Genomic DNA, 14,726 nt, shown 5'->3' on the forward strand with positions numbered 1-14,726 from the left:
GTGGGGTTTTAGTGTTTTTGCGGTCTTTATAGATTGTGTTGAGATGTCATAAAGCCGGCCAGAATGGATCAAACATTAAACAAAAAGTTCATTACATCGCCATCTTGCACAATATAATCTTTCCCCTCGGTGCGCATTTTGCCGGCTTCTTTGGCGCCTTGCTCGCCGTTATAGTGAATAAAATCGGCAAATGCTATTGTCTGGGCGCGGATAAAACCTTTTTCAAAATCGGTGTGAATTTTACCGGCCGCTTGTGGTGCGGTGGCACCAACAGGGATGGTCCAGGCGCGAACTTCTTTGACCCCGGCAGTGAAGTAAGTTTGTAAATTAAGTAACTTATAACCGGCGCGGATCACACGATTTAGTCCCGGTTCTTCAATACCTAACTCAGCCATAAATTCGTCGCGTTCATCTTCATCCAGTTCGGCGATATCGGCTTCAACGGCCGCACATACTGGCACCACCACCGAGCCCTCTTTTTCAGCAATGGCCCGCACTGCATCTAGGTGGCGATTGTTGTTAAAACCATCTTCACTCACATTAGCAATATACATAGTTGGTTTGAGGGTTAAAAAGCTGAGATAGCGGATGGCGGCTTTTTCTTCTTTACTTAACGCTAGAGTTCGTAGCATCGCTGCGTTTTCAAGATGCGGTAAACATTTTGTCAAAATGTCTAATTCAATTTTTGCTTCTTTGTCGCCACCTTTAGCTTTTTTCTGAATGCGATGAATAGTTCGTTCACAGGTATCTAAGTCAGCTAATGCCAATTCAGTATTAATGGTATCAATATCTGCTAGTGGATCAACCTGGCCGGCAACATGGATGATGTTATCGTTGTCGAAACAGCGAACAACATGGCCGATCGCTTCAGTTTCACGGATGTTAGTTAAAAATTGATTGCCTAAACCTTCGCCTTTAGATGCGCCTTTTACCAGTCCGGCAATGTCGACAAACTCCATTGTTGTCGGTAGTACTCGCTGTGGTTTGACAATTTGCGCCAATTGATCAAGACGAGGATCAGGCATCGGTACTACACCGGTATTAGGCTCAATAGTACAAAAAGGGAAGTTTGCTGCCTCGATGCCGGCTTTGGTCAGCGCATTAAAAAGCGTTGATTTTCCTACATTGGGCAGACCAACGATACCGCATTTAAATCCCATAAATATGTTACCTTAGTTTTTATCTGTTCAATCGCGTATCGCTAATTGATAAATATGAATGAATTTATCGATGATTATACACATAAAAGTTACCTTGCCGAAGATATGATGTAATAGTATTAACTCGATGCCTTAAAAGCGTGCAACTGATTTACTGCTTTATTAACGCCTTCATTAAGCAGGATCGGTGTACAACGTATTGCTTCATCAATGGTATCATCGATTAATTTTTGTTCCTGGAGGGTGGGTTTATTCAACACAAAGCCGACAACTTTATTTTTATCGCCGGGATGACCAATACCGATGCGTAAACGATAAAAATTAGGGTTGTTGCCTAGTTTATTTTGAATATCTTTAAGACCATTATGTCCGCCATTGCTGCCGCCTAATTTTATTTTGGCAGTGCCTGGCATTAAATCTAATTCGTCATGGGCGACAAGAATTTCAGCTGGCTTGATACGATAAAAACTGGCTAATGCTAACACTGATTTTCCACTAAGATTCATATATGTTGTCGGTATCAGTAAGCGAACATCATTATTTGCCAAGTTGATCCTGGCGGTATGACCAAAAAATTTACTTTCTTCTTTTAGTAATTGATTATGTTGTTTGGCTAATAATTCGACATACCAGGCGCCTGCATTATGCCGAGTTAACGCGTACTCAGAACCTGGGTTAGCCAGACCGACGATCAGTTTTATATTACTCACCATATTCTTTCACTATTGAGCGGTTTTAATTAAAGAACATAGCTTACCTTTTCTGACAACCGACTACAAAAAGTTAAATTTGATGACAGTAGAATAGGTTGATCAGGTTTGCTGCATAATGGCTACTATTTTTTCAATAAAAATAGTTTTATGTATAGATTTGTGAATAAAATATTATCTAATGTGATCATTTCCTCAATCTGAGTCGGAAAACTATTACTATAATATAGCAAAGGAGTAGGTATTTTTATTATTCAATATTGTACATAGTGATAAGTATTTTGGAGGGTATGATATGAAAAGAAAACAGTCTTTATTATTAGGTAATTGCTTGATGGTAACTGGCATGGCAATTATGGTGATCAGTATTGCATATAATATTTGCAATCATGTTTTTCAATTAGATCTACCCGAATATTTAGCAGAAATATCACTGATTAGTCTTTTTATTGGTGCTTTGATTTGGTTAGCTGGTGCCAGAGTGAGTGGTCATGAGGGCATTGCTGATCGTTATTGGTGGCTGCGAAATTTTGACGAGCGCCATCGTCGGTAATCTATCTTAAAGTAAAGAAAAACCCCGTGATAAATATCAAAGGGTTTTCGGTAGTACTAAGTTAATAAATGCGGCAGCTAAAAATTTAACTGAGCGTAATTTATTATTTAGTGTTCAAACATCGCTGAGATTGACTCTTCGTTGCTGATCCTGCGAATGGCTTCAGCCAACATGCCTGATAGCGTTAATGAGCGAACCTTGTTGAGCTGTTTGATTTCAGCTGATAAGGGAATAGTGTCACAAACAACCACCTCATCAATGACTGAATCTTTAATATTAGCGACGGCATTACCGGAAAATATGGGATGGGTAGCATATGCAAAGACCCGTTTAGCGCCTCGCTCCTTAAGTGCTTCAGCGGCTTTACACAAGGTACCTCCGGTATCTATTATATCATCAACCAGTACACAGTCTCGATTGGCAACATCACCAATGATATGCATAACTTGGGAAACGTTTGCGCGTGGCCGACGTTTATCAATAATGGCCATATCGGTATCATTTAATAATTTGGCAATGGCGCGGGCGCGTACTACTCCGCCTATATCTGGTGAAACGACGATCGGATTGTCTAGATTTTGTTGTAGCATATCTTCTAACAAAATCGGACTACCAAAAACGTTATCTACCGGCACATCAAAAAAACCCTGGATTTGCTCGGCATGCAGATCGACAGTTAAGACCCGGTCAACACCGACACTGGAAAGAAAATCGGCCACTACTTTAGCGGTAATAGGCACACGCGCTGAACGTACACGGCGATCTTGACGTGCATAACCAAAATAGGGAATGACAGCGGTGATCCGACCAGCAGATGCACGGCGTAGTGCATCAACCATGACAACAAGCTCCATTAAATTGTCGTTTGTTGGGGCACACGTTGATTGTATGATGAAAATATCACCACCACGGACATTTTCATTAATTTGTACACTAACCTCACCATCACTAAAACGACCAACCGCAGCGTCGCCAAGGCTCGTATACAGTCGGTTGGCAACACGTTGAGCAAGTTCCGGTGTAGCATTACCAGCAAAAAGCTTCATATCAGGCACGTAAAAAACCTCAGGCTTGCGTCTATAAAGATATTATCGCCCAAAAAATATTATTATTGATGGTCTCGATATCTGGAAATCCCAGCGCGGAATGTATGCAAAGGAGACTGGTTAACGCCTTGCGCAACGAAACCCTGCACCCACTCTGGAGCTTTATTTAACACCTTACGGGCAGCAGCTTCAGTTTCGAATTCAGCAAAAACGCAAGCACCTGTGCCGGTAAGACGTGATGATGTATATTCTAGCAGCCATGAAATAAGCTCTTCAACCTCAGGGAAACGTTTTCTTGCGATTGGTTCACAATCATTTGCGTATGGCCCTTGTAACAATGCGCTTAACAAGCGTTTTGCGGAATTACGTTTTAATTCCGGATCAGCAAAAATTTGTTGGGTAGCAATATTTATTCCAGGGTGGGCCACTAAATACCATTTTTCTGCAGGACTGGCTGGCAAAAGTTGATCACCGATGCCTTGCGCGAAAGCGGCATGACCTATTACGAATACCGGAACATCGGCGCCGAGCTGACGGCCAAGCTCGGCTAGGGTATTATCATCAATACGAGTTTGCCAATGGTGATTTAAGGCAATCAATGTGGTTGTTGCATTAGAAGAGCCACCGCCTAAACCACCACCGGTGGGTAATCTTTTCTTAACATAAATATCGGCACCTTGATGACTATCAGCGCGATCTACTTCAATGCAATAGCGCTGTAATAAACGCGCTGCTTTAACAATAAGGTTATTTTCTGCTGGCAGATTAGTAAAGGGTGTAAGCAGCCGAATTTGATTATCTTCACGTGGTTTGATGGTAATTTCATCACCATAGTTAAGAAATTGGAACAGAGTCTGAAGTTGATGGTAACCATCAGCTTGACGGCCGGTAATATAGAGGAATAAGTTAAGCTTTGCTGGAGAGGGCCAGGTTAATGTCATTCGTTTAGCGTCCAACTGTCCATTTTTAACTTAATACGTTGTTTACCTTGTGTTAATTCAATCCGGCTAGGTAGTTTAGGCTGACTATCCTGATGATAAGCAAGGTAGTTCAAATGCCAGGTTTCGCCATTTTGCCTATATTCGATGGTTTTTAACAGCCCATTTTCGTCTAGTGTGAATGATGTGGCATTAGTGGGTAAACCGATTAACCAATAGGGCAGGTTTTCAATTGGAATTTCCATACCTGTTAATTGATAAATCATCTGTGCTGGATGATGGTTGACATATTTTTTACCTTCTCTATCCATTAGCTGGGTAACGCCAGGGGTTACATTGAGCTCTAATTCTGTTGTCCCTAATGGATTGGTCAGTAACAGGCGGTAATTAGACAGCGTATATTGTTGCCAAAAGAATTTGGCATAGGTTTTATTATCTGGGCCAATATAGGCAAAAGCACCACGGGTTTGAAATTTTGTCAACTTGACCAGTTGCTGCTGGTGGTTTATCCATAATGGATTGGTTATTGAGCCGTTTTTTTCAGTTGTTAATTGTTGATTGAATGTACAGGCGGTCAAAAAAACAGCAATTAGTGGGATAAATTTGTAACAATAGTGACGTAAACTGGCAAACTGCTTGGCAATGAGTATCATTAAATATTTCCTATTCACACAAGTGGTATTAATTTGTTGATATCGATCAGAAAATTATTAAGGTAAATGTAACTACAATTGGGAAAAAATGCCCGAATTATTCATTTGCTTAGTTTAACATCTTTAATTGCCTAGTTGCATAAAGTAGAATACTACCTCAAAATTTCCTTATTAAAGTTATTGGTTTTATTTTTGTGTGCTTAACAGATGTTTAGAAACCATTTAGTTACTTGATTTAGTGAATATGACATTACTTGCACTCGGTATAAACCATAAAACCGCGCCTATAACGTTACGTGAACGGTTAATTTTTGGGCCGGAAAGAATTGAACACGCACTGGATAATTTACTTCAGCAGCCACTTGTTCATAGTGGCGTTGTGCTCTCTACATGTAACCGTACTGAGCTTTATCTATGCGTTGATTCACAAGAATTCCTACAAGATCAATTAATTGATTGGTTATGTAACTATCATCGTTTAAATTTAAATGATGTTAGAACAAGTATTTATTGGCACCAAGATAATGCTGCTGTTAGCCACTTAATGCGTGTTGCCAGTGGATTAGATTCATTAGTCTTAGGTGAGCCGCAAATTTTAGGTCAAGTTAAACAAGCATTTTCTAAATCTCAGCACTATACAAAGTTATCTAGTGAGTTGGAGCGTTTATTTCAACACTCATTTTCAGTTGCTAAACGTATTCGTACGGAAACCGAAATTGGTGCTAATGCGGTTTCGGTTGCTTTTGTCGCTTGTACGCTAGCTCGTCAGATTTTTGAATCACTGTCTGAATTGCATATTTTACTGGTAGGTGCCGGCGAGACTATCGAACTGGCTGCGCGCCATCTACGTGAACATCATGCTAAGCATTTGATTATCGCTAACCGAACTCGAGAACGCGCTGCACGTTTTGCTAATCAAGTTGGTGCGGAAGTTATCACTTTAGCTGAAATTGATACCCGTTTAGCCGACGCGGATATTGTAATTAGTTCTACTGCCAGCCCTTTACCGATCATTGGTAAAGGGATGGTTGAAAGGGCAATGAAAGTCCGCCGTAATAAGCCAATGTTGCTGATTGATATTGCTGTTCCGCGAGATATTGAACCTGATGTTGACAGATTAAATAATATTTATCTCTATAGCGTTGATGATTTGCATGCGATTGTGCAACGCAATGTCGAACAACGGAAAATGGCGGCAGTTCAGGCTGAGCTTATTGTTGAGCAAGAAAGTGCTTATTTTATGGATTGGTTGCGTTCTCAGTCATCAGTCAATACAATTCGTGATTATCGTGGTCAGGCAGAGCAAATTAGGGCTGAAATGGCAGAAAAAGCACTTGCTTCGCTGCGAAATGGTGCAGATAGCGAGCAAGTGATTAATCAATTGACCTATCAGTTAATGAATCGCCTGATCCACACACCAACCAAATCACTCCAGCAAGCAGCGACAGATGGTGATATTCACCGTCTTAATATTTTAAAAGATAGCTTAGGACTGGAGCAAAATTAAACTACCTTTGTAAGGTCTAACATAACGAATGAAGTCTTCAATAATTGCTAAGTTAGAAGCATTGCAGGAACGCTACGAAGAAATTCAAGCACACCTGGTTGATGCTGAAGTGATCGCAGATCAAGAGCGTTTCCGTGCGTTGTCTAAGGAGTATGCGCAGTTAACAGATGTAACCAAATGTTTTCAGTTATGGCGCACCGTTCAGCAAGATATTGAGACGGCTGAAATATTATTGCATGATCCTGAAATGCGCGAGATGGCTCAGGACGAATTAAAAGAAGCGAAAAAGCGTAATGAGGAATTTGAACAACAATTACAGATTTTATTGTTACCAAAAGATCCCGATGATGAAAAAAATTGCTTTTTAGAAATTCGGGCCGGTACCGGTGGTGATGAGGCGGCAATATTTGCCGGTGATCTTTTTAGAATGTATAGCCGCTATGCTGAATCCCGTCGCTGGCGGATTGAAGTTATGAATGCCAGTGAAGGAGAACACGGTGGTTACAAAGAAATTATCGCCAAAGTTTCTGGTGATAGTGTATATGGCCGTCTAAAGTTTGAGTCAGGGGGACATCGTGTCCAGCGCGTACCGGAGACTGAATCTCAAGGGCGTATTCATACTTCTGCTTGTACAGTAGCCATTCTGGCTGAAATTCCAGCAACAGAGCTACCGGATATCAACCCTAGTGACTTAAGAATTGATACTTTTCGTTCATCAGGCGCTGGCGGACAGCATGTTAATACCACTGACTCCGCGATCCGTATTACCCATATTCCAACTGGAATTGTGGTCGAGTGTCAGGATGAACGTTCTCAGCATAAAAATAAAGCCAAAGCGCTGTCAGTTTTAGCTGCCCGTATTCGTGCATCGGAAGTGCAAAAACGCCGTGAAGCAGAAGCGTCTGAGCGCCGTAATTTACTCGGCTCAGGTGATCGTTCCGATAGGATCAGAACTTATAATTTTCCCCAAGGCCGCATTACTGATCATCGTATCAATTTAACTCTCTATCGTTTAGATGAAGTGATAGAGGGAAAATTAGATATGTTAATTCAACCGATTATTAACGAATATCAAGCAGATCAACTCTCTGCTTTATCAGAGCAGGATTAATGAATTATCAGCATTGGTTAGCCTATGCGGCTAATAAACTTTGCCATAGTGATAGCGCTAAACGTGATGCTGAAATTTTGTTGCAATATATAACCGGCAAAACACGGACTTTCCTTATTGCATTTGGCGAAACAGAATTAACCGTTAAGCAACAACAACAGCTTGAACATCTATTAGCTCGTCGGGCTAAGGGTGAGCCTATCGCCTATTTAGTAGAAGAAAAAGAGTTTTGGTCGTTACCAATGAAAGTTTCACCTGTTACGTTAATACCTCGTGCGGATACAGAGTGCTTAGTTGAGCGAGCATTACAATTATTACCAGAAAAGCAAGCAGTAAAAATATTAGATTTGGGAACGGGTACCGGTGCTGTGGCGTTAGCTTTAGCATCAGAATGTCCACAAGCGCAGATAGTTGGTATCGATATTAGTGATGCGGCAATTACGCTAGCCCAACTTAATGCAAATAATTTGGTAATTAATAATGTCCAATTTTGCAAAAGTAATTGGTTTACTTCACTACCTATTCAGCAATTTGATATGATTGTCAGTAATCCACCTTATATTGATGAATGTGATCCACATTTACAACAAGGTGATGTGCGTTTTGAACCTAAAACAGCATTAATATCGGCTAATCATGGGTTGGCTGATATTCAATTGATAATTGAACAATCGCGTAACTATTTAGCTAATAAGGGATGGCTTTTACTCGAACACGGGTGGTTGCAGGGAAGGCAAGTAAGGCAGTTATTTTCCTGTCATCATTATCAACAGGTAGTAACTTTTCAGGATTATGGTGGTAATGATCGTATTACAGTAGGTCAATGGAAATGTGATGAAAACCATAGCTGATTTTGAATTTAATAAAGCACCACTGAGCGAAGGTATTATACTTGTTTCACGGATTATTCGGCCAGATTTTCCTGTTGAACAAGTCAATGCACAACTTAGGCTTCTGGTTGCCGAAGCAAGACAAACAATACAAGCTGGTGATGATATAGAAACGCAAGTATCTATATTACTAAAGTTATTTTATCGAGACTGGCTTTTTAGCGGTGTAACGGGGGTTTATTCGCTTTCTGAGGCCCTTTGGCTGGATAAAGTGCTAATAGCAAGACAGGGGGCATCTGTTTCATTGGGGACGATTTTTTTGCATGTTGCCACTCAATTGCAGTTGCCGGTGATGCCGATTATTTTTCTGACTCAGCTTATTCTATGTGTTCGCCGAGAAGATGGTACTTATTGGTATATTAACCCGATAAATGGTGAAACGCTCACCGAGCAGATGCTTGATTTATGGGTCAAGGGAACAATTAGCCCTTTTGCTCATCTGACGCGAAAAGACATAGAAGAAACTGCGCATAGAATTATCATACGAAAAATGTTTGATACAATAAAAGCAGCGTTGATGGAAGAAAAAAAAATGGAACAAGCGCTAAGAGTTTGTGAAACATTATTAATTTTTGATCCGAAAGATCCTTATGAAATACGTGATAGAGGACTTATTTTTGCTCATCTTGAATGTAATCATGTTGCCATTTCTGATTTAAATTATTTTGTTGAGCAATGTCCAGAAGATCCTGTTTCTGAAATGATAAAAATGCAAATCTATTCAATAGAAGGGCAGCAGATTATATTGCATTGATCATTAAAAATTGTCACTAATTTGCTGTCATAGAAAGGGTAAAAGCATGCAATATAAAGTAGTCGCCATTGATGATATCAAAGTGGCAAATAATCTACCATTTGTATTATTCGGTGGTATGAATGTGCTTGAATCGCGCGATTTGGCAATGAAGATTTGCGAACATTATGTCACCGTAACGGACAAGCTTAACATTCCTTATGTTTTTAAGGCCTCCTTCGACAAAGCGAACCGTTCTTCGATTCATTCCTATCGCGGCCCTGGGCTTGAAGAAGGAATGAAAATTTTTCAAGAAATCAAACAAACATTTGGCGTTAAGGTAATTACGGATGTTCATGAGCCAGCGCAAGCGGCACCGGTTGCTGAGGTGGTTGACGTTATTCAACTACCGGCTTTTTTAGCCCGGCAAACTGACCTGGTTGAAGCGATGGCCAAAACTGGTGCAATCATTAATGTTAAAAAACCCCAATTTGTAAGCCCTGGACAAATGGGAAATATTGTTGAGAAATTTAAAGAAGCAGGTAATGAAAAAGTTATTTTCTGTGATCGTGGGGTAAACTTTGGTTATGATAATTTGGTTGTCGATATGTTAGGCTTCAATGTCATGATGAATGTATCAAAGGGTTCTCCGGTTATTTTTGACGTTACTCATGCATTGCAATGTCGTGCTCCTTTTGGTTCTGCTTCCGGCGGTCGCCGTGCACAGGTTGCTGAGTTGGCGAGAGCGGGTATGGCAGTCGGTTTAGCGGGATTATTTCTGGAAGCACATCCTGATCCGGCTAACGCAAAATGTGATGGGCCATCAGCACTGCCATTAGCAAAATTAGCGCCATTTCTTGAACAGGTTAAAGCTATCGATGATTTGGTGAAAAGCTTTGCCCAATTAGATACCGCTAATTAATTGTTATTTTATGCAGTTAAATGATGTTGTTACTATGTTTGGCGCTGATCTTCAGCGCCGCTATGGTGAAAAAATTCATAAGATCAGTTTGCACGGTGGTTTTAATTGCCCTAATCGTGATGGCTCCTTAGGACGTGGCGGCTGTACCTTTTGCAATGTTGCTTCTTTTTCCGATGAGCAGCAACAGCAATTTTCCATCCAGCAACAGATTGCGCAAAAAGTAAAAAAAATCCATCGTGCTCAACGTTATCTGGCTTATTTTCAAGCTTATACCAATACTTATGCTGAAGTTTCAATTTTAAAGGCGTTATATCAACGGGCATTAAATCAGGCTAATATTGTTGGACTTTGTGTCGGTACGCGACCAGATTGTGTTTCGCAACCAGTATTGGATTTATTAGTAGAATATCAGCAGCAAGGATATGAAATCTGGTTGGAACTAGGTTTACAAACATCCCATGATAAAACCCTAAAAAAGATCAATCGAGGCCATGATTTTGCCAGTTATCAAAAAATTGCGCAAATTGCCGGCAAAAAGGGATTAAATGTTTGTGTTCACCTAATTGTTGGCCTACCAGGTGAAACAGCTAGCGAAAATCTGCAAACAATATCTCGTGTTATCGATACCGGTGTTGATGGTATTAAATTGCATCCATTACATATTGTTGATGGTAGTATAATGGCAAAAGCTTGGCGTGCTGGGCGTTTGTTATCACTTGAATTAACTGAGTACGTGGAAATGGCCGGAGAAATGATCCGTCACACACCAAAAAATATTATTTATCATCGTATTTGTGCCAATGCGCGTCGGCCGACTTTACTCGCGCCAGATTGGTGTGCAAATCGTTGGTTAGGCATGAATGCGTTATATCAATATCTCTGTCAGTATGGCGGCCAGGGCTCTGCAATTTAAGTTTGTGGAGGGAACTAAAATAGGTTGTTGGCAGATATTTTATATGGCGGTGAGGGAGGGATTCGAACCCTCGATACGTTTTCACGTATACACACTTTCCAGGCGTGCTCCTTCAGCCACTCGGACACCTCACCGGTTATCATTTTAATATAGTAGGATACTAGAATGATGGGGCGCTACTATAGGAAAAAGCAGACTAACCGTCAATAATATATTGCAACTTTTGTCTTTTTTTGCAGTTAACAAGATAAATAAAGAACAATTTGTTGAAAATATATTCGATATTACCGCCAAGGTTTTATTGTCCTTACTAATAAGTAAAATTATTAAATGCATAGCATAAGTTGGAAAAAATAATGAATGAATTTTCCGTGATTTGCCGAATACTAGGAACATTATTTAATCGTTCCCCAGAGGATCCTATTACTAAACCTTTATTTGAATTGATTAGTCAAAATCAATTGAAATTATCTTGGCCTTTAGAACAAGATGAATTATTAACGCAATTAGCCGCTAGTAGCCAGGATTTAGCGTTAGTAATTAAAGATTTTAAGCAATTGTTTCTTGATCCTACCTCAGCTATTGCTAACGGCATTAGTCAATATAGTGAAATATCAGCAACGGTAGTTAATGAATTTTTAGTGGCAAATGGAATACCATTATCAGCGGAAAAAGTTGATCATTTTGCGGCTTTATTATTGGCAGCATCTTGGTTGGAAGATAATGCAGCGCAGGATCCGCTATTAACACAAATTCAATTATTTGATCAGTTTATTTTACCTGCGAGTGAATCATTTTTTAGCCAAGTTGAAACCCATGCAGTGAGTGATTTTTATCCTACTCTCGTTATGATAACGCGTGAAGCTTTAGTTGCATTGCGCGAGGAGCTGGCTGAAAATTAGTGACGCTGTAACTTATTCTTTAAATCTAACAGGCGAGTACATAGCGCCTGTTATTTCCTATTGACTACTAAGTTATTTATTCTACTAATGGAATAACTAACTTACCCGGTTTGACTTCAAGTCCTTTAGCGATTTTCTTGGCCAATGCTTCTGCTTTACTTTTTTCTGGTTGCAATAAATAGATAGGATTTTTTTCAAAATAGGCTTTTAAGGAGTTATTAACAATCGGCAGTATTGTGGTAATTGTACTGGCCATTTTTTCCGGTGTAATTTTTTGATCAGAGATTGTCAATTCTTTTAAATAGATAGCACCGGTAGCTACGTCAAAATAGGGCAGTGAAGTGATAGCTAAAGAGACTTCTGCATGTGTTGAACCTAATAGTGTTTCAAGCTTAATTTTAGCTACTCCCGTTAAGGTAATTTTATTCGGTTCAGTCCGACCTATTTGAGTAGCAAGATTGGCTAGATCGATACTAGCATCAGCAAGTCCGGCAATACCTATTTTTTTACTATAGTGGGTATGTTTGCTGAGATAGTTATTAATGGTATCTTCACTAATACTGAATTCTGTTAATTGATCGCATCCGGCTATCACTCCAGATAGTAACAATAGTGCTCCGACAAAAAAGTGCTTCATGTTTTGTTTTTCTCCTATAATTTTGATAGCAAGATTGTACACAACTATTTATCGTTATAAATGATAGTTTCTTTCTGCTGATTAAATTGTTGGTGCAAAGCCCTAAGTTTAATAATCCTATTATGGTTAACAGATGCCAAGGTAGAGCCGGTAAACCCCACCGATGTCCGATATCATATAGCCACCCACCACCGATAAAGCCTATTGTACCACCTAAGGCATGGCCTAATCGGCTAAAACCCATATAACTACCGCGAGCATGAGGATCTGCCAGTGATGCGCTCAATGTTTCACGTGCTGGCTCAGCAGTGATGGTACCTAAATAAAACAGACTAATCAGGGCAAAAAGTAGCGTCAGTGAATGGGTAAAACCAATAGGAAGCATGGCCAGGCTCATCAGAAGTAAACCGGTCATTAACCGTTGTTCGACGCGAAAATGCTTTTCACTCCAACGGGCGATGGGATAAAGTAAAGTTAAAGAGATAATGGCTTCAATGGCATACATCCATTTAATAGCTGTCGGTGAGCCGGCTATCTCATTAACGACAATCGGAAACATTAACATAACTTGTACGTATAAAATAAAATAGCCAGTCAGAGTAAGCACATATTTTAAAAAACGTTGATCGCGAAAAACTTTACCCATCCCGGTACGAATCGATATCCGGCTAGCCGAGATACGGTAAGCAGGCAACAGCCAGGCGTTTGAAATGGCTGCGATAATGAAAATTATCGTACCTGCCCAACAAACAAACTGAAAATCATACAGTAAAAGCCAGCCACCGAGCAGGGCTCCGAGAACAGCGCCGGCACTATCTTGCATTAATAATAATGAATAAAAACGACCTCGTTCATGTGGTTTGGTCAGTTTAATGACTAAGGCGGTACGAGGAGGATCAAATAAAGTCCCGCCTAAGGCTGACAGAATGCAAGATAGCCACAAAATCCATGGAACGGTAGCCCATGGCCATTAAGGCGAAACCGATAGCACGTAATAACATGCCTAGCACTATCATTGGCTTAGCGCCGAAACGATCGGCTATAGCACCGCCAAAAATGCCTAAACCTTGTTGAAATAATTGTCTAAGGGCAAGGGCAAAACCAACCACCAAGCCAGGCCAACCTAATTGCTCAACAAAGTGGATCGATATCAGTGGAAAGACGACAAAAAAACCCAACACGACTAACATATTATCGAGTAAAAGAAAATATTTACCGAGGTTTCGCGCTTGCGTTACCGGAGACATTGAACACCATTTGGCATCATACAGTGATATTTTGTAAATATAATACTAGTAAATTAGATATACTTACTATTGTAAAAACAAAATATATTTATATTCAGCACCCAATATTCTGGAGTTGGCCGCGATGTTTGGATATCGAACCAGAAAGCCTGAATGTTATTCTGTTACTGGACGTTTGCTCCTACGGTTAGCTTGTGAAACCGATGCTTATCGTCTGGCTGATTATTATTGCCGGAATGAAAATTTTTTAAAGCCATGGGAGCCTATTCGTGATAGCAGTTATTATCAGCCTGCTGCCTGGAGTAAACGTTTGCATATTATGGCAGAAATGCATCGTCGTAAAAGTGCTTTTCATTTTATATTATTAGATAAACGGCAAACTGAAGTTATTGGTGTAATTAATTTCAGTAATATTATTAGAGGGGCTTTTAAAGCTTGTTATCTGGGTTATTCAATCAGTGAAATGTGGCAAGGAAAGGGCTTGATGTATGAAGCATTAATGCCAACGATTCATTTTATGCAAGAACAGCAGCAGATGCATAGAATTATGGCAAATTATATGCCGCATAATCATCGCAGTGGTAATTTACTGAAAAAGATAGGTTTTAAGCCAGAGGGATATGCAAAAGCTTATTTACAAATTAATGGTGAATGGCAGGATCATATTTTAATGTCACTAATTACAAAAAATAATCAGAGTTGAATTATTTTATATAAAAACAGAATACTAAGTGGACAAAAATCAACAGATTTAGACTTACTTTTAATATATTAAATTTTACTTGTTAATCATAATTTGCTTAC

Annotated in this window: 15 protein-coding genes, 1 tRNA gene and 1 pseudogene; 9 read left to right on the forward strand and 8 right to left on the reverse strand. The window is 39.8% G+C overall.

The genetic code is table 11. The annotated features are described in order from the left end of the window. Positions 1-68: 68 nt before the first annotated feature. A complete protein-coding gene (gene ychF, locus AACL31_RS03950) occupies positions 69-1,160 on the reverse strand; it encodes a redox-regulated ATPase YchF (protein WP_310512144.1) in 1,092 nt (363 codons plus the stop codon). A gap of 119 nt (positions 1,161-1,279) precedes the next feature. Then, positions 1,280-1,870, reverse strand: coding sequence for an aminoacyl-tRNA hydrolase (pth, locus tag AACL31_RS03955; RefSeq protein ID WP_290604572.1), 591 nt, complete (start codon positions 1,868-1,870; stop codon positions 1,280-1,282). Between the two features lie 295 nt (positions 1,871-2,165). Between pth and ychH the strand changes: the two genes are divergently transcribed. Then, a complete protein-coding gene (gene ychH / locus AACL31_RS03960) occupies positions 2,166-2,423 on the forward strand; it encodes a stress-induced protein YchH (RefSeq protein WP_310512143.1) in 258 nt (85 codons plus the stop codon). Between the two features lie 107 nt (positions 2,424-2,530). Here the strand turns inward: ychH and prs are convergent, their stop codons facing one another. From prs to lolB, 3 genes are read right to left on the reverse strand one after another with little or no spacing between them, the layout of a single operon-like run. Next, positions 2,531-3,478, reverse strand: a complete 948-nt coding sequence (gene prs / locus AACL31_RS03965) for a ribose-phosphate diphosphokinase (RefSeq protein ID WP_310512142.1) — start codon at positions 3,476-3,478, stop codon at positions 2,531-2,533. A gap of 53 nt (positions 3,479-3,531) precedes the next feature. After that, a complete protein-coding gene (gene ispE / locus AACL31_RS03970) occupies positions 3,532-4,410 on the reverse strand; it encodes a 4-(cytidine 5'-diphospho)-2-C-methyl-D-erythritol kinase (protein ID WP_310512141.1) in 879 nt (292 codons plus the stop codon). Continuing rightward, positions 4,407-5,060: a lipoprotein insertase outer membrane protein LolB gene (gene lolB / locus AACL31_RS03975; protein ID WP_052044920.1), complete on the reverse strand. Its 654-nt coding sequence runs from the start codon at positions 5,058-5,060 to the stop codon at positions 4,407-4,409. Before lolB ends, ispE begins: the two co-directional genes overlap by 4 nt. A 244-nt stretch (positions 5,061-5,304) precedes the next feature. Here lolB and hemA point away from each other — a divergent pair, with 244 nt between their 5' ends. Genes hemA through AACL31_RS04005 form a run of 6 tightly spaced genes read left to right on the forward strand, consistent with a single transcriptional unit; the run spans position 5,305 to position 11,136 of the window. Continuing rightward, the gene (gene hemA, locus AACL31_RS03980; RefSeq protein WP_310512140.1) at positions 5,305-6,567 is read left to right on the forward strand and encodes a glutamyl-tRNA reductase; all 1,263 of its coding nucleotides are present in this window, start codon (positions 5,305-5,307) and stop codon (positions 6,565-6,567) included. Positions 6,568-6,595: 28 nt separating this feature from the next. Continuing rightward, positions 6,596-7,678: a peptide chain release factor 1 gene (gene prfA / locus AACL31_RS03985; RefSeq protein WP_310509170.1), complete on the forward strand. Its 1,083-nt coding sequence runs from the start codon at positions 6,596-6,598 to the stop codon at positions 7,676-7,678. Further along, on the forward strand, positions 7,678-8,529 hold the full coding sequence (gene prmC, locus AACL31_RS03990; RefSeq protein ID WP_310512139.1) for a peptide chain release factor N(5)-glutamine methyltransferase: 852 nt from the start codon (positions 7,678-7,680) through the stop codon (positions 8,527-8,529). The genes prfA and prmC overlap by 1 nt, the downstream gene beginning before the upstream one ends. Continuing rightward, on the forward strand, positions 8,513-9,322 hold the full coding sequence (gene sirB1 / locus AACL31_RS03995; RefSeq protein ID WP_310512138.1) for an invasion regulator SirB1: 810 nt from the start codon (positions 8,513-8,515) through the stop codon (positions 9,320-9,322). Before prmC ends, sirB1 begins: the two co-directional genes overlap by 17 nt. A 46-nt stretch (positions 9,323-9,368) precedes the next feature. Next, positions 9,369-10,223 carry a 3-deoxy-8-phosphooctulonate synthase gene (gene kdsA, locus AACL31_RS04000; RefSeq protein WP_310512137.1) on the forward strand — a complete coding sequence of 285 codons (855 nt, stop codon included), beginning with the start codon at positions 9,369-9,371 and terminating at the stop codon, positions 10,221-10,223. 10 nt (positions 10,224-10,233) lie between these two features. Next, positions 10,234-11,136 (forward strand): TIGR01212 family radical SAM protein, encoded by a 903-nt coding sequence (locus tag AACL31_RS04005; protein ID WP_310512136.1) that lies wholly within the window; start codon positions 10,234-10,236, stop codon positions 11,134-11,136. Between the two features lie 44 nt (positions 11,137-11,180). On the opposite strand, the gene AACL31_RS04010 is transcribed toward AACL31_RS04005, so the two are convergent. Further along, positions 11,181-11,270, reverse strand: a tRNA-Ser gene (locus AACL31_RS04010). A gap of 222 nt (positions 11,271-11,492) precedes the next feature. Between AACL31_RS04010 and AACL31_RS04015 the strand changes: the two genes are divergently transcribed. Further along, positions 11,493-12,038, forward strand: a complete 546-nt coding sequence (locus tag AACL31_RS04015; RefSeq protein ID WP_310512134.1) for a molecular chaperone — start codon at positions 11,493-11,495, stop codon at positions 12,036-12,038. A gap of 76 nt (positions 12,039-12,114) precedes the next feature. Here the strand turns inward: AACL31_RS04015 and AACL31_RS04020 are convergent, their stop codons facing one another. Both AACL31_RS04020 and mdtH read right to left on the reverse strand, forming a co-directional pair. After that, positions 12,115-12,675 (reverse strand): lipoprotein, encoded by a 561-nt coding sequence (locus AACL31_RS04020; protein ID WP_310512133.1) that lies wholly within the window; start codon positions 12,673-12,675, stop codon positions 12,115-12,117. Positions 12,676-12,719: 44 nt separating this feature from the next. After that, positions 12,720-13,922, reverse strand: a pseudogene (gene mdtH, locus AACL31_RS04025) (multidrug efflux MFS transporter MdtH). A 124-nt stretch (positions 13,923-14,046) separates the two neighbouring features. Between mdtH and rimJ the strand changes: the two are divergent. After that, the gene (gene rimJ, locus AACL31_RS04030) at positions 14,047-14,625 is read left to right on the forward strand and encodes a ribosomal protein S5-alanine N-acetyltransferase (protein WP_310512132.1); all 579 of its coding nucleotides are present in this window, start codon (positions 14,047-14,049) and stop codon (positions 14,623-14,625) included. Positions 14,626-14,726: the final 101 nt, after the last annotated feature.

It is taken from the genome of Arsenophonus endosymbiont of Crataerina pallida (assembly GCF_964020125.1).
GTDB lineage: Bacteria > Pseudomonadota > Gammaproteobacteria > Enterobacterales > Enterobacteriaceae > Arsenophonus > Arsenophonus nilaparvatae.